Genomic DNA, 26,687 nt, shown 5'->3' with positions numbered 1-26,687 from the left:
GGGGTAGCCTATAGATTTAACTTATATTGCAGCCAATTTATATTATTGGTATTGAGGTGTCACCCTGTGATTTCATACTTGCAAGCGCGATACGGCGTTCAGTAGAGCATAAACCAGGAGGTACCATGTGAACTCTCTCAACTCTATTCAGGCTGAGAATCGAGTCCGTCTTGCGGCTCGCAGCGGTGTTGCCATCAGACTCGCAAGGGGGCAAGTTATCAAGGTGATTAACACCTACGGCAAGCAGGTCGTGGATACTTGGGCCTTTAACCCGGCAGACATGGGGGAGGCCATGTCAATGGAGCACAGTCGGGCCTGGTGGCTGAAAGTGAACCCGCAAGCCGGCGATATGCTCATTACTAACAGGCGTCGCCCGATACTCAGTATTGTGACTGACACCACGCCTGGTGTGCATGACACTCTGATTGCGGCCTGCGATCCGGTGCGCTATCAGCAGCTTGGCGTTACTGGGCATCACGATAGTTGCGCAGAGAATCTTGCTAGCGCCCTTGAGGCGTTGGGGTTAAGCACTATTGATACGCCAAGTCCTCTAAACTTGTTTATGAATGTACCTGTCGCTGTGAATGGCTCGCTTGAGTTTTCTGCGCCTTTGAGTGACCCCGGGCAATACGTTACTCTGCGGGCCGAAATGGAACTGGTTGTTGTACTCTCCGCTTGCCCTCAAGATGTTACTGCAGTCAACGGGATGGCACCGACGGACGTACATTACATTATCGAATGATTCTGCGTTCTGATGGCGCCGCAAAAATACCTTTAACTAGTGGCGTGAAATTAACTTAATTGTCTTCAATGCAAAAAATCATAATAAGAGCTGGCTAGCTGCAACAGTACTGATGTTTCATCAGTTGTGAGGATAATAATGTCAAAAAATATCGAAGTAGCAACCCAAGGGGCTGTAGAGTCCCGGTATGATGCGTTAGGTGTTAATCCTGTTCCGAATGAAAGTCGAACTTCAGGCCAGCTGGATCAGTTTTTTATTTGGGCTGGCGCTAATGTTGCGCCTATTAACTGGGTGTTAGGTGCAATCGGCATCCAGTTGGGTTTGAGTTTGGTCGAAACGCTGGCCGTAATTATTGTTGGTAACTTGCTCGGATGTGCCTTGTTCGGAGCCATCAGCATTATGGGTCACCGAACCGGTGTTCCGCAGATGGTTTTATCCCGTCTCGCTTTTGGGCGGCGTGGTGCCTATATTCCAACATTTATGCAGGTGCTTATGCCGATGGGCTGGGTGGCGATGAATACCTGGATTGTACTGGACTTGGCGATAGCTGCGCTCGAGCGAATGGGTGTGGATGGGGGTATTGAACTTAAATACTTGATTGCGATAATAATTATGTGTCTTCAGGTTGCAATAGCGGCCTGGGGTTTCAATGCTATCAAGTATTTTGAACGCTACACGATGCCGTTTATTCTGCTGATCATGGTGGTGATGACCGTATTGGCATTTGATCACGTTGATGTGCAGTGGCAGCAGTCGAGCAAGGAAGGGATGAGCAAATTCTCGGCAATGAGCAGTTTGATGACGGCCATTGGTATAGGGTGGGGTATCTCATGGCTTGTCTATGCATCGGACTACACCCGGTATACAAAAGCCACCCTCTCCGACCGCCAGGTATTCAGTTCCTCATTCCTGGGTATGTTTGTGCCTACAGTGTGGCTGGCATTTTTGGGGGCTGCAATCGCTTCAGCGGGGAGTGGGTCTGACCCTTCCCAGTTGATTATTGCGGTCTTTGGCGCGATGGCGTTACCCGTGCTGCTGGTACTGCTTCATGGGCCTATAGCGACCAATATCGTTGTTATCTATTCCGCGGGGCTTGCAACGCTCTCGCTTGACATGCGTGTGCCGCGTTGGCTGGTATCTGCTATTTCGGGTGTGGTTGCACTTTTTATTCTGTACCTGTTCCTGCAGTCGAGTGACTTCGTTCATGCCTTCGAAAACGTGATGATCTTCTTTGTAGTATGGATTAGCCCCTGGGCGGCCATTACATTGGTGGATTTCTTCCTGTTGCGCCGCGGCCGTATCGATATTAACGAACTGTATCGTCATCACGCTGACAGTATTTGTGGCGATATAAACTGGCGCGGAATTTTTTCCCTGGTCCTGGGGGTGATTTCCGCTTGGCTTTTTCAGGTCGGCAGCATCGAATCCATGCAAGGTCCCATCGCTATGGCTCTTGGTGGAGTTGATCTATCTTGGCTAGCCGGTTTTGTCGTCGCAGGCAGTAGTTATTACTTTCTTCATCGTAGCCGTAGGGCAAACATCCATAGCGTTGCGATGGTGTCAGAATAATCGAGATCATAAAATAATTTAGGATTTTAGGTAGATATGCTTTGGGTAAAAAGATCCTGATTCAACGGTGATATTATTAACCCGCCGGGTTAATAATGATATCGGCTGCAGGAGTGCTTCGTTACTAATTTCAAGTCAATACAAACAAGCATTTGACGATAAAGGTCTGTCTCGGGAAAGGAAAGTTCAAGGGCAGTCACATCAACCTGTGCAGGCAAGGTTGCCTGCGTTATTAAGGAAAAGAAAATGACTACAATTCTTCATATTGATGCAAGCGCGCGACTAGACAGGTCTCTTAGCAGAAAACTGTCAAAGGCGTTCGTCGATTGCTGGATAGAGCATCAGCCGCAGACGCAGGTTATTACTAGAGATGTTGGTACAAATCCGCCGCCATTTATCACTGAAGAGTGGATTGGTGCTGTATTTACAGCTGAAGAGGATATGACGCCAGAAAAGCGGGAGGAAATTCGTTTGTCCGATCAGCTTATTGATGAAATTGATCGCGCAGACCTGATAGTCATCGGTACCCCGATGTATAATTACGGAATGCCTGCGGCTCTTAAATCCTGGTTCGATAAGGTCATTCGCATTGGCAAGACTTTTACGTTCGACTTGGCACGCGGAGATTACCCGTTGGAGCCGATCATGAGCGGCAAAAAGTTAGTCGTTTTGAGTTCGCGTGGTGAATTCGGTTTTGGCGCTGGCGGCCTGCGTGAAAAGCTCAATCACCTCGAGCCCCATATACAGACTTGCGCGCACTACCTGGGCGTTGAGGAAATGCACGCGATCAGTATCAACTATCAGGAATTTGGGGATGCCCGCCATGAGGCCTCGATCAGCGATGCATTTGCCGCTGTGCCGGTGCTGGTCAATGATCTGATCGAAGCAGGTGCTGAATCATTGCGTGTCGAACACAGTCTGACCTGAGATCCGCCAATCTGCAGCGCTCTGTGCTGTAACCGTAGCGAGAGAGGGCTGGCCTTACGGGCGGTCTGCGCCAGCCTTTGCAGGCCGTCGGCATCTGTGGTCTGGGTGCCGGCAACACAGGATGAATGGCCGAAGGATCATGCCATGGGCGCAGAGTCGACAAGTGACAGGGTGACGTTGAGCGCTGAGTATATCGCAGGACTCGCGGTACTGGCCGGCCGCGATCCTTGCGGCACGGTACAGTGCGATCGGGTTCATGGGTCCGCAGGCATTTAAGTCCCGAAACGTCGGTTGTAACCCTGTCCACGCTTGCCGGGCCTGTTCGGGTCTTGGTGCAATCACAATGCACGGCTTTCCAGCACCCGGGGTCAGCGAGAGTCCCATGCAGTGCGCCTGGGTGGCGGGGCTCAGGAGTGTTCGTCGTTTGCCTGTTTGTCCGCTCGGTCGTCCTTCATCTGCTCGGTAATTTTTTGCTGATAGCTGATGAACAGTTTCTTGTAGTCGGTGCTGTAGCGCTGTCCGTCTTCTCCCGAAATCCACTCCTGATAGAGTGCATCCGATGCCTCTATTTCCACCTGCTTGAACGCATGCTTGTTATGTTCGACATCGGAGAGCTGAAAGCCTAGATCAGCCAGTGTCTGAGCACCGATCTCCAGCGCTGAATGGTAAGTCTCCAGCTGGATCGAATCGACACCGGCATTGCGCAGCTGGTACAGGTGTCCCCTGTCATAGGCACGGGCAAGAACGTTCAGTGCCGGGTAGGTGCGCTTCAGGTAGCGTGCAAGCTTTACCGATTCCTCCTTGTTGTCGATCGCAATAATGAACGCAAGCGCCTGCTCAATGCCGGCTCTGTGCAGCAGCTCCGGGCGGGTTGCATCGCCAAAGTAGGCATGAAGTCCAATTGAGCGCATGTTGTCGACCTGCGTGGCCTGGTGATCCAGCACCGTGGTTTTTACGCCGTTGGCGATCAGCAACCGGTTGGCGATCTGCCCAAAACGACCGACTCCGGCGATAATCACATGTCCGGCCTCGTCGATGTCATCGGCTTCGCGCTCGTTGGATGCCTGCTCAAAGCGGGGCAGAATCAGCTTGTCGAACGCGATAAACAGCACGGGTGTCAGGAACATCGATAGTGCCACGACCAGTTGCAGCAGCTCGACGATGGGCCCGGCAATCACGCTCTGCTGGACGCTGAACGACAGCAGCACGAATCCAAATTCACCCGCCTGGGCCAGGCTCAGTGTCACTAGCCAGCGGTCGCTGCCATGAACCTTGAACAGGGCCGCCAGAACGTAGAGCACAGCAGCCTTAACGGCAATCACCCCCAGAGCCATGCCGGTAATCATCAGGAACTGGTTGGCCAGCACCGCGAAGTTGATGCCCGCGCCGACCGTGATAAAAAACAGGCCCAGCAGCAGCCCCTTGAAGGGATCAATGTTGGATTCAAGCTCGTGACGGAACTCGCTATTTGCAAGCACCACGCCTGCCAGGAAGGCCCCCAGTGCCGGAGACAGGCCGATCAGGCTCATCAGCGCCGCGATGCCGACAACCAGCAGCAGTGCGCAGGCAACAAAGATTTCACGCAGGCCTGTATCGGCCACGAATTTGAGTAATGGCCGACTGAGAAAATGCCCGGCGAAAATCAAGCCGGCTATGCTGCCGATCACCACCAGGGCGTAGGCCCAGCCGGGGAGGCCGGCGGTCAGGTCTGTTGCTGCATGACCCTCGCCCGGTGTCGAGGGGGCAAGTGCGAGCAGTTCGGGCAGCGCCAGTAGCGGTATAAAAGCCAGCATGGGAATGACCGCAATGTCCTGGAACAGCAGGATGGAAAAGGCGTTGCTGGCGCCGTCCGTTTTTGCCAGTCCCTTTTCCTGGAAGGTTTGCAGGACGATCGCCGTTGACGAGAGCGAGAATATCAGGCCGATGGTGAGTGCCAGCGTCCAGGGCAAGCCAAAGGCGATGGACACCAGCATGATGAGCCCGGTTGTTCCGGCAACCTGCAAGCCCCCCAGGCCAAACAGGCGGGCGCGCATCTGCCAGAGCGCGTGAGGTTCCAGCTCAAGCCCAACCAGGAACAGCATCATGACCACGCCGAACTCGGCAAAGTGCTGGATGGTGACGGTTTCATCGCCGACCAGCCCGGCTACAGGGCCGATCACGACGCCTGCGACCAGGTAGCCAAGTACCGAGCCCAGCCCCAGTCTTTTTGCTACCGGTACCGCGATAACGGCCGCAAGAAGATAGATACATCCCTGGATCAGGTATTCAGTCATGGCGGCTGCTCGCAATGGTCAGGTTGAGTTGGCTAGGTCTGGCCCATGGTCCCATTCATGGGCCTCATTGTAGCGGCCCTCTGGATATCGAGGGGGTCTGCAATCAGGAATCGGTAAAGGTTACTCCTTCAGTTCCCGGTGCGTGGGTAAATATCGACCGATCAATAGCAGGGTACCTCGAAAAACCTGCTGCACGACCCCTATGCTGTGTGCTGTGTGCTGTGTGCTCATCCAGGTTGCAAGCATTAGGGTGCCGTCTGCAGTGTGACCTGTTGCTGGCTTCGGTTATTCAGCATGTGCCCTGACCGGAGTGTTTTACAGAGCCGGCCATAGAGGTTCCAGCTCATCAGGCCGGCCAGCAGGTTTCCTGCCATCGCCCCCACAAAGAGCCCCGTGAGGCCTGCCAGTTCGGAGCCGACCCAGAGCAGGGGCAGGTAGCAACCGAACAGGCGCACGGCGGATACAATCAAGGCCAGCCTGGGCATTCCCACTGCGCTGCACACCGAAACCACGATCATGCACAGCCCAAGTGGGCCAAAGCTGACTGGAACCAGCCAGAGGAACTCGCTCAGGAGGGCTGCTGTATGCACATCCCGGGTCAGCACCCCGGAGACAGTGCTGGCCCCCAAAAACAGTAGTATGGCGACTGTCAGTTGCCAGAATAGGACAAACCGGAGCGCCATGCCGACGAGCTGCAGTATCCCATCGAGATCACCGCGGCCCCGCAGGCTGCCAATCATGGGCGGCATTGCCATTGTCAGCGCCAGTACGATGATCAGCGAGAAAAATTCTAGCCTTACCCCCAGTCCCCAGGCAGCAATGGCGGTATCTCCGTGACTGGCAACAGCGATGGTGGCCAGCATCGCCGCCAGTGGCGGGAGAAACTGGCTCAGGGTGGCAGGCGCCATAAAGTTTAACAGGCGCTTGAGCCGTGCTGCCTGCTGCGCCGATGTTTGCGGCCAGCAAATCAGCCGTTTTGTCCAAAGCCTGTGATACAGAATGGCGTTTCCAGCGACAAAGGCGACGCAGGTCGCCCAGGCAGCACCGGCCAGGCCCCAGTCGAAGGTGAAGATGAAGAGTGGGTCCAGCACGATATTAATGATGCTGGACAAGAGCATCACCATGCCCGGTACACCGGTGTCACCGTGGGCGCGGAAGATGCTGTAGCCGATGTGCAGCATGGCCCCCAGCCAGCAGCTGATGAGCCACGGCAACCAGTAGATCTTCACGAGCGGGTAGAGGGTTTCATGGGCGCCGAGGAACGACATGATCGACGCCTGAAAGCACCAAAGCAGGAGTCCGACAATGGCCACCAGCACAACGCCGGTTGCGATCACCAGCAGGCCAAACTCCTGGGCATATGCATGATTGCGGGCGCCGTTCTCGGTCGAAATGATCGCGGTAATGGCAATGCCCAGTCCAACCTGCAGGCCGACGATCAGCTGGTAAACGGGAATCGATAGACTGACTGCCACCAGGGGTTGGACACCCAGCTGGCCAATGAACGCACTGTCTACCAACTGGCAGCTCAGAATGGAAACTAACCCGATCAGCATGGGCCAGGTCATGCGGTAGAGTTGCCTGCCCAGCGGGGCTGAAGATAGCGTCATGATGTATCCCGGATGTTCGATTGGCTGGCAGTACCTTTTCTGCAAGCAGTGGGGAGGGCAGGAAGCTGCAGGGGCGCCTTGTCTGGCATGGTTTGAGCGCTGCGTTTTCCCAGGGCGCATCGCGCAGGCAGGGGGCGCCGTCGCAATGGATGACGCCCCCTGTGGGGTGCTGTAGCGGGAAAGTACCCGCCTGTTCGGGAGGGCGGGTCAGCCCTCGGGTGGGCTAGATCTCAACCACGACCTTGCCAATGGCCTGGCCGCTGGCAAGGCGGGCGTAAGCATCGCCAACGTCGGCAAGGCCAAAGTGCTTGTCATCCAGCAGGGGGCGCAGGCCACCTGCATCCACAATTTCACTCAGTTTCGCCAGGATGTTGCCGTGATCTTCCCGCTTGTGGTCGTGCAGCATGGGGATCAGCATAAAGATAATGTGCAGCGACAAGCCCTTTAAGTGTGCCGGCGTCAAATCCAGTTCCGCCATGGCCAGGGTGGTCGTTATCTGGCCATTCAGTGCTGCCGCTTCGAAGGAATTGGCCAGGTTTGCGCCGCCCACCGAGTCGAAAATCGCCTCGAAGCCAGCACCGTTGGTGTAGCCTGCGACGTAATCCGCGACGGTCTGCGTGCGGTAGTCGATGGCGGTAGCGCCATACTGCTCAATGATGCTCATCTGTTTCTCGCCGCTACCGGTGGCATAGACGTCGGCGCCAAAGTGCCTGGCCAGCTGTACGGCAACATGCCCGACACCGCCGGTGCCGCCGTGCACCAATACTGCCTGGTTTGCCTGCACGTTGACCCGCTGCAAGCCTTCGTAGGCGGTGATGCCTACCATTGGCAGCGCCGCTGCCTCGCGCATCGTCAGGCTTTTCGGCTTGTGGGCTACCAGCCTGCTGTCGGCCAGCATGTACTCTGCCAGTGCGCCCTGCAGGTCTGCAAGTCCGCCGGCGCAGCCATAGACCTCGTCGCCCGGCGCGAACTGGGTGACGCCGTCGCCCACCATTTCAACGGTGCCGGCAAAGTCCATGCCCAGTACGGCGGGCAGGCTCGGCGAGAGGGGCAGATTTTCCTGCCCCAGCTGACGGATCATGGTATCGATTGTGTTCACGCTGGTAGCGGCGACGCGCACGAGTACCTGTCCGGCCTTGATCGAGGGCGTGGGCAGCTCGGTCAATTGAAACTCGGCGTTGTCGCCGTATTCATTCAGGATCATTGCTTTCATTGGGGTTCTCCTGGCGGGTGTTAAGTTGCTCCAATATATACCGATCTCGTTAGCTATAAATGACTTATAAAGGTAATCAGTTTCTTGATATTAAATATAATCAGGCGTTCGCCGCACGCCTGCGGCTAAGTGGGCAGGCCTGCGTACGGTCACCAGGAGCGAGGTAACGGTTATTTTTGGGGGGGCGCGGGGCGCGTGACCCATGCCAGAGCTGCATGCTGTGTTTGCGGCACCTGTTGGGCAGGCGGGGAGGAGAACAATCTTTAGCGGGGGTAAACGCCCGGCGTTACCTTTCCCAGACGGGCGGATCTCCAATTTTCTCCAAAAGAAAATCGATAAAGACCCGGACCTTTGCCGTCAGGACATTGGATTTGGGGTAGACAAGCCAGATCGCAGAGCGGTCTTCGACTTCATAGTCAGGCAGGACCCGCACGAGAGTGCCATCGTGCATATCCTTGTAAATGCTCCAGCAGGCATTCATGGAAATTCCAACGCCTGCCCGGGTTGCGATTCGCATGCTGGTACCATCATCGCAACTGACCCGGTTTTTTGCGCCCGCAGGCGGGAAAGTGGCCGCCGGGCCGCCGGTGCGGGACGACAGTTTTTTCGCCGAGCCATTCATGAAAGTCAGCAGTTGATGCTTGACCAGGTCATCGGGTGTCCGGGGCATGCCGTGGCGTGCCAAATACTCGGGAGATGCGCAAAGAATGCGTTTGTCGTCCGCCAGCTTTCTCGCTCTGAGGCTGCTGTCTTCAATCGCATAGTTGCGCAAGGCCAGGTCGAATCCACCCTCGATCAGGTTCATCTGCGTATCGGACAGTTTCAGTTCCAGGTTTACGCCGGGGTGGCGTTCGAGAAACTCCGGCAGTATGGGGGCAATGAAAAGCTGGGCGAAGGTGCTGGATGCCGCAAACCGCAAGGTTCCCGAGACTTCGCTTCTGCCATTGCCCAGCGCCGCCCGCGCTGCGCCTTCCTGCGACAGAATCTCCCTGGCGAAGGGGAGGAATTCGGCGCCCTCCATGGACAGCGAAACCTTGCGGGTGGAGCGGTGCAGCAGGTCGGCACCCACCTGGTTTTCCAGTTTGGACAGGCGCGCACTGGCTACCGCGGGTGCGAGTCCGAGCTGACGTCCCGCTGCACTGATATTAAGCAAGTCAGCAGCCAGTACAAAGAGGCGTATGCCTTCTATATCCATGAAACTATATCCAAAATCAGAAAAATGAGGTCATTGTCGCTTCTTTTTTTGCGATTGTGCAACAAAAAAGCACCGCGCTTCGGACGATACCCGGCCTGGTCGGCTTGCCCGCAGCCGCTCGCTTGCTGCATTTCTCAGGCAGGCTTGCTGGGTGTGCCTGCTCGAGGATGCAAACTCTTTGGGTCGCAAGTATGCGCTTGGCAGCTGGCTGTTGGTCTCAACCGTCTGGCGCAAAGCCTGGAGGCTGACAGTACTGTAAAAGCGGCTGTTGTCCGGTCAGTTCACCCGGCAAGCTGCATGTGCCATGCGGTCACGAAGTTCCTGAAGGATGGGCCGTACCAGGTCGTGTCGTACTGATGATCCGAATTCCCGGTTGGCTGTGGTTTATCAAATGCGTGGGCATTTTCGTCTTGAATGCTCGATGCCCGCAGCCCGGTCCGGGCCTATTGCCCAAGCCCTGCAATACCGGAGGAGACCCTATGCAGGTTGATCAAGAAGGGGAAAGGTGTTGCCTGTGTGGGCGCTGCAGTCTGTGAAAGGCCCGAGTCCCTCTGCCTTCCCTCCCGCAAAATTCACTGTTCAAGTTCTTCTTTAAGGAGCGGCAAGTTGCTTCTTACCCAGCTTCGTCTGATTGGGCCCCAGTCCATGACCCGGTAGAGACCGCAGTTATTGCGCTCGCCATTGCTCTGTTCAAAGACGCAGCGGATGCCGATATCTTCGAGGTCCTTGAGGCTGTCCTGCAGGGTGCGTCTTGGCATGCCGGTTTTCTCCTGCAGGGTGCGCAGGTTGTGTCGGCCATTATCTATCAGCCAGGCCAGATAGATTTTGCGAAAGAAGGCGCGTTGAGATCTGCGGGTCATGTGCCGGTTCCTCTCGTACGTAACTGCAATCAGCCTAGTCTAACGGGCGCAGTCTGACCATTTTCAGGCGCTGCAAGGCTTGCAGCCCGATGCGTGGCACATCATCCACGGTGTTGAATAGTGCTCGCACCCGGGGGGGCTTTGCGGTAAGCTGCGCCGCTTAGCTGTATCCTGGGCCGGTGCCGTATGAACAACACGTCAGGGCCTGCCGACCGATTCCACACTACGGACATTCATGACTGCTTTTTCCTCTCTCGGACTTTCCGACGCACTGCTGCGTGCTGTACAAGAGCAGGGGTACGAAACCCCATCCCCCATTCAGGCCCAGGCGATTCCGGTCGTACTGGAAGGGCGCGACCTGCTGGCCGCCGCCCAGACCGGCACCGGTAAAACCGCCGGCTTTACCCTGCCCATGCTGCACCTGCTGTCTGAGCACCGCCCACCCGACGGACACCAGCTGCGGGCGCTGGTACTGACCCCGACCCGGGAACTTGCCGCCCAGGTGGGCGAGAGCGTAAGTACTTACGGCCGTCATCTGCCGTTGCGTTCGGCCATCATTTTCGGCGGTGTCAGCATTAACCCGCAAAAGGATCTGCTGCGCCGCGGCGTCGATATCCTGGTCGCGACCCCTGGCCGCCTGCTGGACTTGCAGAGCCAGGGTTGCGTCGATCTGTCCCACGTACAGATGCTGGTGCTGGACGAAGCCGACCGCATGCTGGACATGGGCTTTATCCATGACATCAAGCGTATCCTGAAACTGTTGCCCAAAAAGCGTCAGAACCTGATGTTCTCGGCGACTTTCTCGCCGGAAATTCGCCGTCTGACCAGCGATATTCTGCACAACCCCACCAGCATCGAAGTGTCGCGCAATGTGACGGCGCACAAGATCGAGCAGCGTTTCCACGCGGTGGAAAAGACCGAGAAGATGACCGTGCTGGCGCACATGATTCTGGCTGGCAACTGGTCCCAGGTGCTGGTTTTCTCCCGTACCAAGCACGGTGCCAACCGCCTGAGTCAGCAGCTCGAGCGCAACGGTATCACCTCTGCTGCCATTCACGGCAACAAGAGCCAGAATGCCCGTACCCGTGCGCTGTCCGACTTCAAGGGTGGCCATGTACGGGTGCTGGTCGCCACCGATATTGCGGCTCGCGGTCTGGATATCGACCAGCTGCCCCATGTGGTGAACTTTGAGCTGCCCAATGTACCGGCGGATTACGTGCACCGCATTGGCCGTACTGGCCGTGCCGGTGCCAGCGGTGAAGCCGTGTCCCTGATCAGTCGCGATGAAGACAAGGAATTCCGCGCCATTGAGCGCCTGCTGCGCCAGAAGTTCGATGTACAGCCGGCCCCTGTGGTGGATCTGGACATGCTGCAGGCCAGCGCCGCCAACTATGTACCCCAGCCTGAAGCACCGGCTGCTGCGCCAAGAGCCGCCAAAAGTGGTAACGGTCAGCGCCGTGGCGGTGGCCAGGGTCGCGCCAAACCGGCTGGCGGCGAACAGTCTCGTCGCACCGGTGGCAACGAAGCGGCGGCACCGGCCAGCAAGCCGCGTCGGCGTCGTCCGCGCCGTGCCACGCCCACCTCGGCGCGTTAAATAGTACGGCTTCCCGTGCCGGCGCCCTGGCGCCATCCCATTGCCGCCCCGCCATCATCCAGTACATAACTGGATGACGGCGGGGCGGCAATGTCGTTTCTGGACCCTGGGTTTATTTTTGCCGGCAAGCGCCCTCAGGGCTGTACCAGCCGCTGGCCGGAGACGGCGGGGTGGTAAATCGGCTGCACGGTATTGCCGGCCGGGTCCAGGCAATAAAAGCTGCGTACCCCGGGGTCATTGGTGTGATCGTGGGGGCGGGCGAGAATCTCCACGCCCTGGCGTGCCAGGTAATCCGCCCAGGCATCCACATCGCCGGGTTCATCACAGATAAAGCCGAAATGGTCCAGCCGCTGCGGGCCACGGGCACTGTCGGTCGCGCTGCCCCGGCTGAGGGACAGGTTGTCGTTGCCGAGCGTCAGATACACCAGGTTCTGGTGCGGGCGGTGCAGTACCTGCATGCCCAGCAGTTCAACATAAAAGCGTTCCACCTCTTCCAGGTTTTCCACTGTAAAAGCAATATGGCGCATGCCGTTAAGGGCGTTTGGGCGGGGGCTCATGCTGTGTCTCCGATGCGGTCAAAACGGGAACCGGGCTTGTTTTGATCTTTGTTTGTAATTAAAGTCACATTAAATTGTATACATAAAATAATTAATATTGCGCGCATTTACAATCGGAGCTACCCCATGTATTGCATCTTTATCAGTGTCGAACTTAAGCCCGGGGCCAGGGATCGTTACCTGGAGCTGATTCGGGCCAATGCTCGGACGTCGGTCGAGCAGGAACTCGGTTGCCATACCTTCGATGTGCTGCTGGACCGGGAACAGGACGATCGCGTCTACCTGTACGAAGTGTACGAGAGCCCACAGGCGCTGCAGGCTCACAAGGAAACGCCGCACTACCTGCGGGACCGCGAGCAGATCAATGCCCTGATTGAACGGCAGCAGGTTATACGGGCAGACGTGGCGGGATTCTTTCCACCGCGGAGCTAAAGCCGCGCTTGCAGGCGGGTGCTGCCAGGGGGCGATCAACCTGGCTTGAGTGCCGGGCACAGCCGTCTCCTGTTGCCGGACGCTGAGCTGTGGTAAAAGTGATTCGACTTTGTTGAGCCAGGCTTTATCGATGAAAAGCACCGAATACTCAGCGTGGAACCCGGGCCTTGAAGCAGAGCTTCCGGCTGAATATCGCGCGCTGGAAACCCTCCACCGACCGGAAAACGTCTTCACCCGGCTGGCCGACGTGGCGGAAATTGCAGAGCAGGTTGGGCTGGCACAGGATGAGCTGGTCGCCTTCAGGCCCGAGCGCCTGGTGCTGCACGAACTGCTGGTGAGGGTGACCGCTGATATCGTGGCGCTGGAGGGGGAGGACGAAGTCGGCCTTGGCGTATATTTTCGCGAGATTGCCGACAGGATTCTGGCCGAATATATCCAGCCTAAGCTGGCATCGATTACCCAGGCGCATGCCGAGTTACGCCAGCAGGTCGAGGCCCGGGTACGTCACGAACTGGCAACGTCGCTGTTTGCGCCAGCCAGGGCCCGCGAGGTGAAAAAGCGCTGTGCCTTGCTGTCGTTTCTTCTAAAGCCCAAGCCCCGGCCCGCGGTGCCGGTTCAGGAGTCTATTCAGGAAAAACAGTACCGTGTTATCGCCGGGTTCAAGGAGAGCGGGCTCGTCGAGCGCGATCCCCTTGCCAGGGCGGTTTATAGAAGTCTCTATCGCATTCTGGGCTCGATCGCCGGTTCGAGCGGATTTGTCGGGTCCGATATGGCATACCTTGCACGGCTGGTCACCAACCATGTGTGCAACAGCTATGGCAGCCAGGTCATTGGCCAGCATATAGCGCCCCTGGTGCGGCGCGGGGTTGAGCAGCTGGGGCTCAGGCCCGTCGCGCCGTCGAAAACACCGGTACTGATCAGCCTGAAGGGGGCATCCGCGGCCGGGAAAAGCTCGCTGCGGCCCATGCTGCAGAAAATAATCGGCGATCACGGCATTCAAGCGGGCGGCTATGCCACGATCAGCCCCGATATCTGGCGGCGGTTTTTGCTGGACTACGACTCCCTGGGGGAGGCGTACAAGTATGCCGGGCGGTTGACCAGCAAGGAGGTGGCGATCATCGACCGCAAGCTGGACTACTATATCCGCGACAAGGCGAAACGGGATTCGTCGATTCCCCATTTGCTGGTTGACCGTTTTCGATTCGACAGCTTTTCAACCGAAAGCATATCGCGCATATTGCACAGCACCTATGCCAGCTATGTCGACACCATGCTGATGTTCTTCGTGATAACCCCGCCGCATGAAACGGTCGTCCGGGGTTGGGAGCGAGGGCTGAAAGTCGGTCGTTACAAGGCCGTGGAAGACTTTCTCGGTCACAGCGTTGAAGCCTATACCGGCATGCCGAAACTGTTCTTCAAATGGCTGATGTACAGCAGGCCAATGTTCAAATACGAGTTCCTGGACAACAGTGTGCCCAAGGGAACCTATCCGAAGACGATCGCCTTCGGTGATCAGCAGGAAATGACCATTCTCGATCCCCGGGCTTTTGTCGATATCGAGCGTTACCAGAAAATCAATACAGGCGCGAAATCACCGGCGGAGGTTTATCCGCACGACGGAACCCTGTCCGTCACGAATAACCTGGGTTTCTTAAGGAAATGCCTTGCCGAGATCCCGCTGGTGCATTTTAAGGACGCAGCATCCGGGGATATATACCTGCGTGTCCGGTCTGGCGAGTTTGAGGTTCTGCTGCCCGCTTTAATGACGGCACAGCTTTGCGACCCCCAGACGTGTGAGATCTTTCAATCGCTGGCGCCGGCAACGGTCGAGTGCCTGGGGTCTGGCGGGCCAGGCGCAGGGGCGGTCCTGGCACAAAGCGACAGCTGAGCGCCGGCGACCGGCCGGCGCTATTGCGTGGCAATTCAGGCTTCATCCGCCAGCAGGGGTGCAAAGCTCGGTGTGAATATCTGCTCGAGCGGCGGGTGCAGGTGCGTGCGTTCGGGGTAGCTGGCGCGCAGGCGGTCGTACTGCTCCTGGGCACGCTGGTGCCAGTCGGCGTAGGGGACGCCCTCGATACGGTAGTCTTGTACGCGGATGCGGCCGTTGACGATCACGGTTTTGAAGTCGCTGCCCGTACCGTTCATGACCATGGTCTGGATGGGATCGACGCGCTGGCCAAGGTGAAAGCCTGAGAGGTCGAATACGGTAATGTCGGCCATGGCGCCGGCAGCCAGGCGCCCCAGATCCTCGCGCCCCAGAGCGCGGGCACCGTCCAGGGTGGCGGCGTTATAGAAGTCGGCAGCGCTCACCGCCTGGGCATCATCCTCCATGACCCGGTTGAGCATCACGCCGGCGTGCATGTTGCGAATCAGGTCTGCCGGAAAGGTATCGGTGCCAAGGCCGATATTGATGCCGCGCTGGCGCAGGCGACTGAAGCTGTTAAGCGCCTTGCCGCTGCGCCCGAAGACAATGGGGCAGTGCACCAGGGTACTGCCGGTATCCCGCAGGCTGTCCAGTTCCTGCCCGATGCGCGCCGGTGTCGCATCGGCGCCGCCCAGAAAGAGTCCGTGGGGCAGCAGGGTACGGGGGCCGAGAAAACCGATGTCCTGCAGCAGCGCCAGGGACGAGGTGCCAAAGCGCTGTTGCATGGTGTCTACCTCCAGCTGAGACTGGCAGCAGTGCAGCCGTACCGGGCATTGCAGGGCGTCACTGGCGGCGCGGGTACGCTCAAGCAGTTCCCGGGTGCAGCCTTCGATGCGGTCGGGGGCCAGCATCGCGCGCACCAGGCCTGCGTGACTCTGGTCGTAGTCCTGGGCAAAGCGGACGGCATCGTCGAGCCCCTGCAGGCCGCGGGCTTCGTTCCAGTGCATGTCAAAACGCCCGTCCGGGTGAATCATGGACAGGCCGGTGCGGTAGGCCGGCCCCAGATAGACGCGCAGCCCCATCTCGGCGGCGATGTCGGCGGCGCGGGCAAACTCATCATAGGTTTCGGCCCATTCGCGGTACAGCAGGGATGTGATGGGCAGCGCCGTGGTGATGCCGTTGTGCAGCAACTGGGCATAGGCGTAGCGTTTCATGAAGTCTTCGTCGCTGCGATCGTAAACCTCCCGCGGGCCCCGCTGGACATAGCTGCTGGCCCAGACGCGGCCGCAGCGCCAGGCCGGGCCGTTGTCAAATGCCAGAACCGTGGAATCAAGATCCGCCAGCGCATCGAGATCGATAAAGCCCGGGCCGACGACGGCGTTGCCGGCATCGATTTCGCAGTCAACCTGGCCGCCATAGCCAAAACCGCAAAAAATGATACGGTCATCCTGATAGACGACTTCGCCATTTTCCAGCAGGCGGTGGCCAGTGCCGTCGAAGCCGATGACGTAGCGGCCGGTAATGCGGGTAACACTCATGGCAGTTCTCCCTGTTCAGACCAGGCATTCGCCGTTGCGGGCGACAATGCGCCCGGCCTTGCAAACCAGGCTGCGCGGCGGGCGGCTGACAATGGCGTGGGTCGGCGTTTCGGCATCCACCAGCACGAAGTCGGCGCTGCAGCCCGGTTCCAGGCCGTAGTCCGCCATGCCCATCACGCGGGCGCCGCCAAAACTGCAGATATCCAGAATCATTTCCAGTTCGTCATCGTGGCGGTAGTTGCTGCGAAAGCCCATCAGCATGGCGCGCTCGAGCATGTCGGCATTGCCGTAGGGCCCCCATGCATCGCGGATGCCGTCGGAGCCCGCGCAGACCCTGACGCCGGCCTCGTACAGTCGCTTGATGGGCGGGAAGGCGATATGGCCAGGGCCGTGGGTCATGATGGTGATATCCAGCGCCTGCAGGCTTTCAATCAGGCCGCTCAGCTGGGCTTCGGGGAGCATGCCCAGGCAAAAGGCGTGGCTGATGGTGACCTGGCCCTGCATGCCCAGTGCCCGGGTACGCTCCAGGATCAGCTCGATGGAGGTGGCGCCCAGCTGGTCGGCCTCGTGCAGGTGGATGTCGATGCCCACCTGTTTGCGCTCGGCGATGTCGAAAATGCAGTCCAGCTGGCCGGCGGGGTCGCGGTCGATGGCACCGGGGTCAATGCCGCCCACAAGGTCGGCACCGGCGTCGATGGCCGCCTCCAGCAGCGCCTGTGTGCCGGGCCGGATCATCAGGCCGCTCTGGGGAAAGGCCACCAGCTGCAGCGTCATGGACTCGCGAAAGTGTTCCTTGCTGGCCAGCACGGCCTCGATGCTGGACAGGCCGATCTCGGTGTCCACATCCACATGGGTACGGATATGGGTGGTGCCCATGCGGATGGCCTGGCGTATCTGGTTGGCGGACTGGGTTTCGGCCGACAGCTTTAGCTCGCGGCGCAGACGGCGTTCGTTCTCGATCTTGTCGATAATGCGCGGGCCCGCCTGGTGGCGCTGCCAGGGCTGCCCCCAGAACGTCTTGTCGATATGGGTGTGGGCGTCGACCAGGCCCGGTAGCAGCAGCTGGCCGGCGCCCTCAAGGATAGCGGCGCCTTCTGCGTTCAGGTCCGTTCCCAGGGCGACGATGGTGCCGTCGCGCACCAGCAGGTCGGCAGAGTTTTTGCCCAACGGGCGTACGTTTCGGATCAGCAGGCTGTTGTTATGCATTGTTGTACTGGCTCCCATCACGAAAAAAGGCAAAGGCGGCCCCGGGCTGTGCGCATGCGCAGCCGGCAAGGGTGGATTTATCGGGTGGCGGCGAGCGGCTGGTGCCGCTGCGCTCAGGCGAATACTTTTTTCAGGTCGACGTGCCGTTCCAGTGGCGGCTCCAGGTCGAGCTGGTTTTCGAGTTCCTGCAGGTGCGCGTCCATCAGTTCGACGGCTTGCTCGACCCGGTGCGCGGCGATGGCCTCAATCAGGTCGTGGTGTTCGCAGCAGGCGCGGTCACCGGCGCTGCGTCCGTTGGCCGAGTGGGAGCGCTGGTATAGCGCCACGATAAGGGAGGCGCGGGATATGATCTCGTGCAAAAACTGATACAGCACCGGGCGCTCGGCCAGAGTGCCAATCAGCAGGTGAAACTCCCCCGACAGCCGGATACGCAGGCTCTTGTCACCGCTTTCGTGGGCTGCGTGCTCGCGATGCAGGTGCTGTTCCAGCATCTGGCGATCCCTGGCGGTGCACTTGCGCGCCAGCTCGCGCACCATTTCAAGCTCCATCATGCGGCGGGTCTTGAAGACCTCCTGGGCCTCTTCCCGGCCGGGCCTTGCCACGAAGGCGCCGCTGTTGGGGATCAGTGTGACCAGGTGGTGATGCGCCAGTTGCTGCAGCAACTTGCGCACATTGCCCCGGCTGATGCCGAAAGTATCGCAGAGGTCGTCTTCCTTGAGCCGGGTTCCCGGTAGCAGCCTGTGGGAGACAATGGCTCCCCAGACTCGCTGGTAGGCCGCATCAAGCTGGCTGTTTACGGACGTCTTGTCGGTAGCCATGGCTGGTTTCTCATGCTGTAAAAATGAACATCGGTGCGGCACAGACAATGGTTTGCGTGCACGCCCGCCTGGCGGCAGGCGATATGCCAGAGGCGGGACACTGAAACTAGGCTAGCGCGCTTGTGCTAACGATGCAATAAATAATCGTTAACGAAAAAGTCGATCAGGACCCGGGTTTCAGCGCTGGAGTGTCAGCCCATGCCCGGATGAATTTATATCCGGTAAACCGCGGGAATCCGCGGTGCCTGCAAGTTGCTGAAAGAGCACCACAAGTCCGTGGAAGCTGATCAGGCGGTCAAGTTAGGCCGATATTTTTACTTGACAGGCTCCACGAGGTGGTATGTATTGAATGCAAGATCGTTAACGAAAAATTATTTTATCGTTAACCTCTGGTGTCGAGGTGTCACAGAGCCAAAGTGGCACTTGCGACGAAACCCTGACGGTAAGAGCAGCAGCCACGAGAGAATAATAATGCGAAGAAAACTGCTTTGTGTAGCAATGACCGTAACCCTGGGCCTAGGCGCGACCATGGCGTCGCAGGCCAATACCCTGCGCATGGCCGAAGCCTCGGACATCGCCTCCCTGGACCCCTATTCGGTGACCGAGAGCAATACCCTGGGTTTTCTGCACCATATATACGAGCCACTGGTGCGCTATAACGCCGATCTCAAGCTGGAGCCGGCCCTGGCGACGAGCTGGGAAGTGGTTGAGCCCAATGTCTGGCGCTTCGAGCTGCGCGAGGGCGTTACCTTCCACAACGGCAATAGCCTGAGCGCCGATGATGTGGTGGCCTCGATTCAGCGGGCCATCGACCCCAACGCGCCGATTCGTGTCAATGTACCGACGGTGGTGGGTGCTCGCAAGGTGGGCGATCTGACTGTCGAAATCCTGTTGAGCACGGCGGATCCGCTGCTGCTGAACTACCTCACCAATGTCTATATTTTCGACAAGGAATGGATGGTCGAGAACAATGCGCTCAATGCCATTGATCTGCGCAAGGGCGAAGAAAACTACGCCACCACCCATGCCAACGGCACCGGCCCGTTCAGGCTTGAAAGCCGTCAGCCCGATGCCAAAACCGTGCTGGCGGTCAATCCCAAGTGGTGGGACACGCCGCAGCACAACCTGACCCGCATCGAGTTCACGCCCATATCCTCCGATGCCACCCGCGTGGCGGCGCTGCTGTCCGGCGAAATCGACCTGATGTACCCGGCACCGCTGCAGGACGTGAAGCGCATTGATTCCACCGCCGGCGTCAAGGTGCTGCAGGCGCCATCGCTGCGCACCATCATGTTTGGCCTGAACCAGCGGGACGACCAGCTGCACGACTCCGATATCAAGGACAGGAACCCGCTCAAGGATGCCCGGGTACGCAAGGCGCTGTACCAGGCCATCAACATGGAACTGATCCACAAGAAGGTCATGCGTGGTAATTCCCGCAACTCTGCCCTGGTGGTGGCACCGGAAGTGCCGGGCTACGATGCCGCGCTCAATCAGCGCTTCCCCCATGATCCCGAGGCTGCAAAGGCGCTGCTGGCCGAGGCCGGCTACCCCGATGGCTTCAGGGTCGGGCTTGACTGCACCAACGACCGGTACGTGAATGACGAGGAAATCTGCCAGGCGGTGGTATCCATGTGGGCTCGCGTTGGCATCAAGGCCAACCTGACCGCCCAGAGCAAGGGCAACCACTTCCAGAAAATGCTCGGCGGCGGCTCCGACATTTACATGTTCGGCTGGGCGACCCTGCCGATGCTGGACACCTTCAGCGCCCTGACCGGTTTCCTGGCGACCCCGGCCGACAAGCTGGGCACCTGGAACCCGGGCGGCTACTCCAATGCCCGCATCGACAGTCTGATCGGTGATATTTCCAGTGAACTGGATGAACCCAAGCGCCGCGCCATGCTGGCGGAAACGCTGGAAATCGCACGGGATGAAGTGGCGGTGATTCCGCTGCATCAGCAGCCGCTGTCCTGGGGTATCCGTGATGGCATCACGCTGCCGCAGACACCGGATGACAAGCCGCGCCTGTGGTACGCCAAGGTTAACTGATCACAGCGGCCGGCCCTCGGGGCTGGCCGTCTGCTCTCCCTTATCTGTTATCCGCAGGAGCCATTTCCATGCTTAGTTTTCTAATCCGTCGGCTGGGGCAGTCGCTGCTGGTGATGCTGGCCGTTGCCTTGCTGGCCTTCAGCATGTTCCGTTTCGTGGGTGATCCTATCACCAGCATGATCTCCCAGGATGCCTCGGTCGAGGAGCGCGAACAGCTGCGCGACAGCCTTGGCCTGAGCGATCCGCTCTATGTGCAGTTTTCCACCTTTGTTGTGCAGGCCGCCCAGGGGGACTTCGGCATCTCCTACCGCAACCAGCGCCCGGTATCGGACCTGATTGCCGAACGCATGCCGGCCACGCTGGAACTGGTGGCGGTGGCCTTCGTCATTTCCTTGCTGGTGGGCGTGCCGATGGGGGTTTACTCGGCGCTCAAGCCCCACAGCTGGCTGAGTCATGTATTCCAGACGCTCTCGCTGATCGGTATATCGTTGCCCACCTTTGTGACCGGCATCCTGCTGATCCTGACCTTCTCTGTCACCCTCAACTGGCTGCCCTCCTTTGGGCGTGGCGAGGTGGTGCAGATCGGCTGGTGGAGTACGGGCCTGCTCACGGCCAGTGGCCTCAAATCGCTGATTCTGCCGGGCATCATGCTGGGGCTGTTCCAGGTCACGCTGATCATGCGCCTGGTGCGGGCCGAGATGATGGAGGTGCTGCGCACCGATTACATCCGTTTTGCCCGGGCCCGGGGCCTGAGTAACCGCGCCGTCAACTTTGGCCATGCGCTGAAAAACACCCTGATGCCGGTGATCACCATTATCGGTCTGCAGCTCGGAGCCATGATCGCCTTCGCCATCATCACCGAAACCGTGTTCCAGTGGCCGGGCATGGGCTTCCTGTTTATCCAGGCGGTGAGTTTCGTGGATATCCCGGTGATGTCGGCCTATCTGCTGCTGGTGTCGCTGATCTTCGTTGTGATCAACATGATCGTGGACATGATGTATTTCATGCTGGATCCGCGCCTGTGCGCCGATCGCGGCACGGCCAACTCACACTAGGAACCTCGCCATGACAAGTACCCATTGCTTTGTTTCACCGCGTGGAGGGCAAGCACCATGCAACGCTTAATGAATATGCGCGACGACTGGCACCGCTTCCTGGACAGCGACCTGTTCTACAGCTTCAAGGGCTCGCGCATTACCGTGATCGCGACCCTGGTGACGGTACTGATGATTCTGGCGGCGCTGTTTGCACCCTGGATCGCACCCCACAACCCCTTTGATGTTGCCACCCTGGACCTGATGGACAGCGAGTTGCCGCCCATGTGGCTGGAGGGCGGCGATGCCCGCTTCCTGCTGGGCACAGATAGCCAGGGCCGCGATGTGCTCTCGTCCATGCTCTACGGCCTGCGGGTATCCCTGGTGGTCGGGTTTGCCGGCGTCTTCGTGGCCATGGTTATCGGTGTCAGCCTGGGGTTGCTGAGCGGTTTTCTCGGCGGTGTGGTGGATGCCTTTATCATGCGCCTGGCCGACATGATCCTGAGCTTCCCGGCCATTCTGGTGGCGCTGCTGATCAACGGTATCGCCCTGAGTTTCCTGCCCCAGGAGGTGATGCACGAGTCGGCACTCTATGTGCTGGTTCTGGCCATCGCCATGACGAGCTGGGTGCAGTATGCCCGTACCGTGCGGGGCTCCACCATGGTGGAAAAGTCCAAGGAGTATGTGCAGGCCGCCAAGGTGATCGGGCTGCACCCGCTGCTGATCATGATCCGCCATGTGCTGCCCAATGTGCTGGGGCCGGTGCTGGTCATTGCCACCATCAACCTGGGCCTGGCCATCCTGACCGAGGCCATGCTGTCCTTCCTCGGTGTCGGCATGCCGCCGACCGAACCATCCCTTGGCACCCTGATCCGTATCGGTAACGAGTTCCTGTTCTCCGGTATCTGGTGGGTGGTGATCTTCCCGTCGCTGGCGCTGGCACTGCTGGTACTGGCGGTCAACCTGCTGGGCGACTGGCTGCGCGATGCGCTGAACCCGAAATTGCGCTGAGAGGATAGCTGAGCATGAATAACAACAAGACAAACAGCAGCACAGATCACACGACAGGCAGCGGCGCGCTGCTCGAAGTCAGGGACCTGTGTATCGAATTTCCAACCCGTCGCGGCATCCTGAAAGCCATCGACGGTATTTCGCTGAGCTTGAGGGCGGGTGAAATTCTGGGTGTGGTGGGGGAGTCCGGTGCCGGCAAGTCCCTCACCGGTACTGCCATTACCGGCCTGCTCGAGCGCCCGGGGCGCATTGCCGGCGGGGAAATTCGCTTTAATGGTCAGCGCATTGACAACCTGCCCGCCGAAGCGATGCGCAAGCTGCGGGGCAAGCAGATTGGCTCCATTTTCCAGGATCCGCTGACCAGTTTGAATCCCCTGTACAGCGTCGGCCGCCAGCTGATCGAGACCATCCGTACCCATACGGATCTAACGCCGCGCCAGGCCCGGGCAAGGGCCATCGAGATGCTGACCCAGGTCGGGATACCGGCGCCGGAACAGCGTATCGATCAGTACCCGCACCAGTTTTCCGGTGGCATGCGCCAGCGCGTGGTGATCGCGCTGGCACTCTGTGTCAATCCCAAGCTCGTGATTGCCGATGAGCCGACCACGGCGCTGGACGTGTCGGTACAGGCGCAGATCATTGATCTGCTCAAGACCCTGTGCCGTGAACACGGCTCGGCGGTGATGCTGGTGACCCACGATATGGGCGTCATCGCCGAAACCTGCGACCGGGTGGCGGTGATGTACGCCGGCCGCCTGGTGGAGGTTGGCCCGGTGCAGGAGGTGGTCAAGCATGCGCGCCATCCCTATACCCGTGGCCTGATGGGATCCATTCCCAAGCTGGGGGAGGAGGTGGAACACCTGGTGCAGATCGACGGCGCCATGCCGCGCCTGAGCCATATCCCCCAGGGCTGTGCCTTCAACCCGCGCTGCCCCTATGCCACGGCGCGCTGTCGGGAGGAAAAGCCGGAGTTTGCCCTGGCCGGGCGTGGTGAGGTGGCCTGCTGGCTGTGGGACGGAGTGAATCCGGCGACCGATCCCGACACCCTCTTTGCCGAAGCGAGCCTAGCCCGGCGTGCCGACAAACAGATGAATGCAGCCAGGTCTGCGCCAAAAAAGTCCCTACAGACCTGCGGGCAGGAGGTGTAATGATGAACGCGATTGTAGCGCAAGACTCACTGGCAACGGCAACCGATGACAGCGCAGAGCCGATTCTGCGGGTGCGTAACCTCAAGCGTCACTTCGATGTATCGCCGCCCTGGCTGAACCGGGTGCTGGAGCGCAGGCCGCGCCAGTACCTGCGCGCGGTGGACGGCGTGGACTTCGAGATAAACAAGGGTGAAACCTTTGGCCTGGTGGGGGAGTCCGGCTGTGGCAAGTCGACGGCGGCGCGCCTGGCCGTGGGGCTCTATGCGCCCAGCAGCGGCAGTATCGAATTCGAAGGGGTGGATATAGGCCCCTTGAGTCGCAAGCAGATGGCGCCGCTGCGCAGCCGCATGCAGATGATCTTTCAGGACCCCTACGCCAGCTTCAATCCGCGCTGGCGGGTCAAGAAGATCATTGCCGAGCCGATCCGGGTGTTCGGCTTGCTGAAAACCGCAGCCGAGGTGGACGCCCGGGTGGCCGAACTGCTGACCCAGGTGGGCCTGATGCCGGCGGATGGGGACAAGTACCCCCACGAATTCAGTGGCGGCCAGCGCCAGCGCATCTCCATCGCCCGGGCGTTGGCGAGCAACCCTGACTTTATCGTGTGCGACGAGCCGACCTCGGCACTGGATGTGTCGGTGCAGGCGCAGATTCTCAACCTGATGCGGGATCTGCAGCGTCAGTACCGCCTGACCTACATGTTTATCAGCCATGACCTGGCGGTGGTGTTTCATATATCCGATCGTGTGGGCGTCATGTACCTGGGGGCCATGGTGGAGCAGGCGCCATCCGCCGAACTGCTGCGCAATCCGCGCCATCCCTACACGCGGATGCTGCTGGATGCCATCCCGGACCTGGACATGAGTGGTCGGGCCCGCACACCGGTCAGTGGCGAGGTGCCTAGCCCCATTTCTCCGCCCAGCGGCTGTACCTTCCACCCCCGTTGTCCCCATGCCAATGCCCGTTGTACGTCCGAACGCCCGGTCACCATCGCCACCGATGGTGGCGGCCAGGTGGCCTGTCACGCCGTGGAAGAAGGACGTATCTGAAGCGCTGGCAAACCCTTCAAGCAGGTTGTACCTCCGGTGCCTCGTTGGCCCGCCGGTTTTGCTGAGCCGGCGGGTCCTTTATAGGCCCGTATTAATCACCGCATGCACGTGAGGCGCCTCGACCGGGGCCCGCGTACTGAGCGAGCGGGCGCTGCGCCCGCCTGGAGACCCATGATGGAATTTGATTTCACCCGCCTGAGCAAACAGGAAAAGTACAAGTTGCTGGTGAGCTTTGTGGTGCCGCGTCCCATCGCGCTGGTGACCAGCCGCTGCCGAGATGGCATTAACAATGCCGCGCCCATCAGTTTTTTCAACGTGTTCAGCGACGAGCCGCCGCTGCTGATCCTCGGCATTCAGCACAAACCGGACGGGACGCCCAAGGACACGACGCGCAATATTCAGGCTACCGGGGAGTTTGTTGTCAACATGGTGGACGAGAGCATCGCGCGTCAGATGATCGTCTCGTCGATCGATTTTCCGCCGGAGGTGGATGAGCTGGATGCGTCGGACCTTACCTGTGCCGACAGCAGTCAGGTGATACCGGGGCGCATTCTGGAGGCACCGGTAGCGTTCGAGTGTCGTCTGGAGCGCAGCGTGGAATACCCCAGTCGCTCCATTATTTTCGGGGAGGTCGTGAACATGCACGTGCAGGATCAATATATCGATGCTGAGCGCCTGCATGTACGCTCGCCGGCCTATTGCCCGATTTCACGCATGCACGCCGATACCTACACTTCGACGCGGGACCAGTTCCAGTTGCCCAGGGTCAGTTACGAGGAATGGCTGAGTAGCCGCGAGCGCAGGCTGAATCACGCCTGATGCAACAGCGCGGGCGCGCCAGCAATTGAGCTGGCAGCAGGGCGCGGGCAGAATCTTTCGGGGGCTGCCGTAACCCTGCAAGGCGTGCTACATTCATGGCTATGTCACTATCCCGATCTGCCACCGATAGCAAACCGTACGCCCGGGCCGGGCAGGCGGATCGCACCAAGATACTGTTACGGTGCCTGCACCTGGCCCTGGGCCTGCTGGGCCTGCTGGCATTCCTGCTGGCCAGCCTGTATCTCTACCTGGATCTGGCCGAGCGTGCCCAGGGCGGCCCGGTCCCGAGCATCATGTACCGGGCGACCCATATCTACCTGCTGTGTGCGGCTTTGCTCAATGTGCAGCTGGGCTGTTACCTCAGTGTGCTGAACTTTCCGCTGGCCCGGGGGCTGCAATGGCTGGGTTCGGGCTTGCTGCTGCTGGCGCCACCGTTGCTGCTGCTGGCCATCTTTGATGAGCCGCTCAGCTCCAGCCCCGAACTGCCCTACACGCTGCCGGCGGTGATTGCGCTCTTCGTCGGTGTGACCCTGCATGCCGTCGCCCGGGTACTGGCGCGACGCCAGAGTCGCTGAGCTTCATGAACTATCTGGCTCATTTTCATCTTGCTGCACGGGTGGGCAGTTCCCTGACCGGCAATTACCTGGGGGATGCGGTCAAGGGGGCGGTGCTGGATACCTGGCCCAGGGAGGTGGCCGAGGGTATCCGCCTGCACCGTCGTGTTGATGCGTTCACCGATAGCCACCCCGATGTCGTCCGCACGCTGGCGCTGTTTGCACCACCACGCCGGCGTTTTGCCGGCATTATCGTGGATATGGCTTTCGATCATTTCCTGGCCCGACACTGGGCGTCTTTTCACCCCGGGCCCCTGTCTGAATTCAGTCGTAGCGTCTATGTGGCGATGGCGCGGGATACGGCAATAATGCCGGACGCCGCCCGGGCGCGTTTTGAGCGCATGCGCGAGCATGACTGGCTGCTCAGCTATCAGCATGTTGCAGTGATTGGCCGGGCACTGGACTCCATCGCCGGCCGTCTGAGCCGGCCGACCGCGCTCTACGGTGCCCTTGAGGATGTTGAGCGTCACTACGACGCACTCGAAGCGGCGTTTCTGCTGTTTTACCCCCAGCTGCTGCACAAGGTGCAGCAACTGGGGAAAGACAGTCACATCTGAAGTGCCGGGCC

At 59.3% G+C, this 26,687-nt stretch carries 23 protein-coding genes; 14 read left to right on the top strand and 9 right to left on the bottom strand.

Annotation, left to right across the window (positions count from 1 at the left end; all coding sequences use genetic code 11):
• Positions 1 to 127: 127 nt before the first annotated feature.
• The 3 genes from KDW95_RS06865 (at position 128) to KDW95_RS06855 (ending at position 3,238) form a co-directional block, all read left to right on the top strand.
• Entirely contained in the window at positions 128 to 742 is a 615-nt protein-coding gene (locus KDW95_RS06865) for a DUF1989 domain-containing protein (protein WP_255855544.1), read from the top strand.
• Positions 743 to 880: 138 nt separating this feature from the next.
• A complete protein-coding gene (locus tag KDW95_RS06860; RefSeq protein ID WP_255855543.1) occupies positions 881 to 2,311 on the top strand; it encodes a purine-cytosine permease family protein in 1,431 nt (476 codons plus the stop codon).
• Between the two features lie 246 nt (positions 2,312 to 2,557).
• A complete protein-coding gene (locus KDW95_RS06855; protein WP_255855542.1) occupies positions 2,558 to 3,238 on the top strand; it encodes an FMN-dependent NADH-azoreductase in 681 nt (226 codons plus the stop codon).
• Between the two features lie 407 nt (positions 3,239 to 3,645).
• Here the strand turns inward: KDW95_RS06855 and KDW95_RS06850 are convergent, their stop codons facing one another.
• The 5 genes from KDW95_RS06850 to KDW95_RS06830 form a co-directional block, all read right to left on the bottom strand.
• Complete coding sequence (locus KDW95_RS06850; protein ID WP_255855541.1) at positions 3,646 to 5,511, bottom strand: monovalent cation:proton antiporter-2 (CPA2) family protein; 1,866 nt, start codon at positions 5,509 to 5,511, stop codon at positions 3,646 to 3,648.
• A gap of 245 nt (positions 5,512 to 5,756) precedes the next feature.
• Positions 5,757 to 7,121 carry an MATE family efflux transporter gene (locus KDW95_RS06845; RefSeq protein ID WP_255855540.1) on the bottom strand — a complete coding sequence of 455 codons (1,365 nt, stop codon included), beginning with the start codon at positions 7,119 to 7,121 and terminating at the stop codon, positions 5,757 to 5,759.
• Positions 7,122 to 7,344: 223 nt separating this feature from the next.
• On the bottom strand, positions 7,345 to 8,334 hold the full coding sequence (locus KDW95_RS06840; protein WP_255855539.1) for a zinc-dependent alcohol dehydrogenase family protein: 990 nt from the start codon (positions 8,332 to 8,334) through the stop codon (positions 7,345 to 7,347).
• 286 nt (positions 8,335 to 8,620) lie between these two features.
• Positions 8,621 to 9,529, bottom strand: a complete 909-nt coding sequence (locus tag KDW95_RS06835) for a LysR substrate-binding domain-containing protein (protein ID WP_255855538.1) — start codon at positions 9,527 to 9,529, stop codon at positions 8,621 to 8,623.
• A gap of 572 nt (positions 9,530 to 10,101) precedes the next feature.
• A complete protein-coding gene (locus tag KDW95_RS06830) occupies positions 10,102 to 10,389 on the bottom strand; it encodes a helix-turn-helix domain-containing protein (protein WP_255855537.1) in 288 nt (95 codons plus the stop codon).
• A gap of 235 nt (positions 10,390 to 10,624) precedes the next feature.
• On the opposite strand from KDW95_RS06830, the gene KDW95_RS06825 reads away from it, so the two are divergent.
• A complete protein-coding gene (locus tag KDW95_RS06825; protein ID WP_255855536.1) occupies positions 10,625 to 11,983 on the top strand; it encodes a DEAD/DEAH box helicase in 1,359 nt (452 codons plus the stop codon).
• Positions 11,984 to 12,117: 134 nt separating this feature from the next.
• On the opposite strand, the gene KDW95_RS06820 is transcribed toward KDW95_RS06825, so the two are convergent.
• The gene (locus KDW95_RS06820; RefSeq protein ID WP_255855535.1) at positions 12,118 to 12,540 is read right to left on the bottom strand and encodes a VOC family protein; all 423 of its coding nucleotides are present in this window, start codon (positions 12,538 to 12,540) and stop codon (positions 12,118 to 12,120) included.
• A 126-nt stretch (positions 12,541 to 12,666) separates the two neighbouring features.
• Between KDW95_RS06820 and KDW95_RS06815 the strand changes: the two genes are divergently transcribed.
• Positions 12,667 to 12,972, top strand: a complete 306-nt coding sequence (locus tag KDW95_RS06815) for a putative quinol monooxygenase (RefSeq protein WP_255855534.1) — start codon at positions 12,667 to 12,669, stop codon at positions 12,970 to 12,972.
• A 130-nt stretch (positions 12,973 to 13,102) separates the two neighbouring features.
• The gene (locus KDW95_RS06810) at positions 13,103 to 14,860 is read left to right on the top strand and encodes a zeta toxin family protein (protein WP_255855533.1); all 1,758 of its coding nucleotides are present in this window, start codon (positions 13,103 to 13,105) and stop codon (positions 14,858 to 14,860) included.
• Positions 14,861 to 14,895: 35 nt separating this feature from the next.
• On the opposite strand, the gene KDW95_RS06805 is transcribed toward KDW95_RS06810, so the two are convergent.
• The 3 genes from KDW95_RS06805 to KDW95_RS06795 form a co-directional block, all read right to left on the bottom strand.
• Positions 14,896 to 16,374 (bottom strand): amidohydrolase family protein, encoded by a 1,479-nt coding sequence (locus KDW95_RS06805; RefSeq protein WP_255855532.1) that lies wholly within the window; start codon positions 16,372 to 16,374, stop codon positions 14,896 to 14,898.
• A 15-nt stretch (positions 16,375 to 16,389) separates the two neighbouring features.
• A complete protein-coding gene (locus KDW95_RS06800) occupies positions 16,390 to 17,580 on the bottom strand; it encodes an amidohydrolase family protein (protein WP_255855531.1) in 1,191 nt (396 codons plus the stop codon).
• A 113-nt stretch (positions 17,581 to 17,693) separates the two neighbouring features.
• A complete protein-coding gene (locus tag KDW95_RS06795; protein WP_255855530.1) occupies positions 17,694 to 18,398 on the bottom strand; it encodes a GntR family transcriptional regulator in 705 nt (234 codons plus the stop codon).
• A 471-nt stretch (positions 18,399 to 18,869) separates the two neighbouring features.
• Here KDW95_RS06795 and KDW95_RS06790 point away from each other — a divergent pair, with 471 nt between their 5' ends.
• The 8 genes from KDW95_RS06790 to KDW95_RS06755 all read left to right on the top strand — a co-directional run bounded on the left by KDW95_RS06790 (position 18,870) and on the right by KDW95_RS06755 (position 26,676).
• Entirely contained in the window at positions 18,870 to 20,447 is a 1,578-nt protein-coding gene (locus KDW95_RS06790; RefSeq protein ID WP_255855529.1) for an ABC transporter substrate-binding protein, read from the top strand.
• A gap of 68 nt (positions 20,448 to 20,515) precedes the next feature.
• On the top strand, positions 20,516 to 21,502 hold the full coding sequence (locus KDW95_RS06785; protein ID WP_255855528.1) for an ABC transporter permease: 987 nt from the start codon (positions 20,516 to 20,518) through the stop codon (positions 21,500 to 21,502).
• 57 nt (positions 21,503 to 21,559) lie between these two features.
• Positions 21,560 to 22,492, top strand: a complete 933-nt coding sequence (locus KDW95_RS06780) for an ABC transporter permease (RefSeq protein ID WP_255855527.1) — start codon at positions 21,560 to 21,562, stop codon at positions 22,490 to 22,492.
• A 14-nt stretch (positions 22,493 to 22,506) separates the two neighbouring features.
• On the top strand, positions 22,507 to 23,640 hold the full coding sequence (locus KDW95_RS06775; protein ID WP_255855526.1) for an ABC transporter ATP-binding protein: 1,134 nt from the start codon (positions 22,507 to 22,509) through the stop codon (positions 23,638 to 23,640).
• Positions 23,640 to 24,686 (top strand): ABC transporter ATP-binding protein, encoded by a 1,047-nt coding sequence (locus KDW95_RS06770; RefSeq protein ID WP_255855525.1) that lies wholly within the window; start codon positions 23,640 to 23,642, stop codon positions 24,684 to 24,686. Before KDW95_RS06775 ends, KDW95_RS06770 begins: the two co-directional genes overlap by 1 nt.
• A gap of 171 nt (positions 24,687 to 24,857) precedes the next feature.
• Positions 24,858 to 25,505, top strand: coding sequence for a flavin reductase family protein (locus tag KDW95_RS06765; RefSeq protein WP_255855524.1), 648 nt, complete (start codon positions 24,858 to 24,860; stop codon positions 25,503 to 25,505).
• 95 nt (positions 25,506 to 25,600) lie between these two features.
• Entirely contained in the window at positions 25,601 to 26,080 is a 480-nt protein-coding gene (locus KDW95_RS06760; protein WP_255855523.1) for a hypothetical protein, read from the top strand.
• Positions 26,081 to 26,085: 5 nt separating this feature from the next.
• Entirely contained in the window at positions 26,086 to 26,676 is a 591-nt protein-coding gene (locus tag KDW95_RS06755) for an acyl carrier protein phosphodiesterase (RefSeq protein WP_255855522.1), read from the top strand.
• The last annotated feature ends 11 nt before the right edge of the window (positions 26,677 to 26,687 follow it).

Origin of the sequence: Marinobacterium rhizophilum, from assembly GCF_024397915.1 — a bacterium.
GTDB classification, from domain to species: Bacteria; Pseudomonadota; Gammaproteobacteria; order Pseudomonadales; family Balneatricaceae; genus Marinobacterium_A; species Marinobacterium_A rhizophilum_A.
The sequence above is the reverse complement of the archived record's forward strand: the minus strand, read 5'-3'. Positions and strand labels throughout refer to the sequence as shown.

Bases quoted from the DNA above. Each gene is read 5' to 3' on its own strand.
- KDW95_RS06835 (WP_255855538.1), bottom strand. From the start codon at position 9,529: ATGGATATAGAAGGCATACGCCTCTTTGTACTGGCTGCTGACTTGCTT.
- KDW95_RS06825 (WP_255855536.1), top strand. From the start codon at position 10,625: ATGACTGCTTTTTCCTCTCTCGGACTTTCCGACGCACTGCTGCGTGCT.
- KDW95_RS06820 (WP_255855535.1), bottom strand. From the start codon at position 12,540: ATGAGCCCCCGCCCAAACGCCCTTAACGGCATGCGCCATATTGCTTTT.
- KDW95_RS06795 (WP_255855530.1), bottom strand. From the start codon at position 18,398: ATGGCTACCGACAAGACGTCCGTAAACAGCCAGCTTGATGCGGCCTAC.
- KDW95_RS06810 (WP_255855533.1), top strand. From the start codon at position 13,103: ATGAAAAGCACCGAATACTCAGCGTGGAACCCGGGCCTTGAAGCAGAG.
- KDW95_RS06840 (WP_255855539.1), bottom strand. From the start codon at position 8,334: ATGAAAGCAATGATCCTGAATGAATACGGCGACAACGCCGAGTTTCAA.
- KDW95_RS06845 (WP_255855540.1), bottom strand. From the start codon at position 7,121: ATGACGCTATCTTCAGCCCCGCTGGGCAGGCAACTCTACCGCATGACC.
- KDW95_RS06830 (WP_255855537.1), bottom strand. From the start codon at position 10,389: ATGACCCGCAGATCTCAACGCGCCTTCTTTCGCAAAATCTATCTGGCC.
- KDW95_RS06780 (WP_255855527.1), top strand. From the start codon at position 21,560: ATGCAACGCTTAATGAATATGCGCGACGACTGGCACCGCTTCCTGGAC.
- KDW95_RS06860 (WP_255855543.1), top strand. From the start codon at position 881: ATGTCAAAAAATATCGAAGTAGCAACCCAAGGGGCTGTAGAGTCCCGG.
- KDW95_RS06775 (WP_255855526.1), top strand. From the start codon at position 22,507: ATGAATAACAACAAGACAAACAGCAGCACAGATCACACGACAGGCAGC.
- KDW95_RS06770 (WP_255855525.1), top strand. From the start codon at position 23,640: ATGATGAACGCGATTGTAGCGCAAGACTCACTGGCAACGGCAACCGAT.
- KDW95_RS06785 (WP_255855528.1), top strand. From the start codon at position 20,516: ATGCTTAGTTTTCTAATCCGTCGGCTGGGGCAGTCGCTGCTGGTGATG.
- KDW95_RS06800 (WP_255855531.1), bottom strand. From the start codon at position 17,580: ATGCATAACAACAGCCTGCTGATCCGAAACGTACGCCCGTTGGGCAAA.
- KDW95_RS06850 (WP_255855541.1), bottom strand. From the start codon at position 5,511: ATGACTGAATACCTGATCCAGGGATGTATCTATCTTCTTGCGGCCGTT.
- KDW95_RS06765 (WP_255855524.1), top strand. From the start codon at position 24,858: ATGATGGAATTTGATTTCACCCGCCTGAGCAAACAGGAAAAGTACAAG.
- KDW95_RS06790 (WP_255855529.1), top strand. From the start codon at position 18,870: ATGCGAAGAAAACTGCTTTGTGTAGCAATGACCGTAACCCTGGGCCTA.
- KDW95_RS06855 (WP_255855542.1), top strand. From the start codon at position 2,558: ATGACTACAATTCTTCATATTGATGCAAGCGCGCGACTAGACAGGTCT.
- KDW95_RS06805 (WP_255855532.1), bottom strand. From the start codon at position 16,374: ATGAGTGTTACCCGCATTACCGGCCGCTACGTCATCGGCTTCGACGGC.
- KDW95_RS06815 (WP_255855534.1), top strand. From the start codon at position 12,667: ATGTATTGCATCTTTATCAGTGTCGAACTTAAGCCCGGGGCCAGGGAT.
- KDW95_RS06760 (WP_255855523.1), top strand. From the start codon at position 25,601: ATGGCTATGTCACTATCCCGATCTGCCACCGATAGCAAACCGTACGCC.
- KDW95_RS06755 (WP_255855522.1), top strand. From the start codon at position 26,086: ATGAACTATCTGGCTCATTTTCATCTTGCTGCACGGGTGGGCAGTTCC.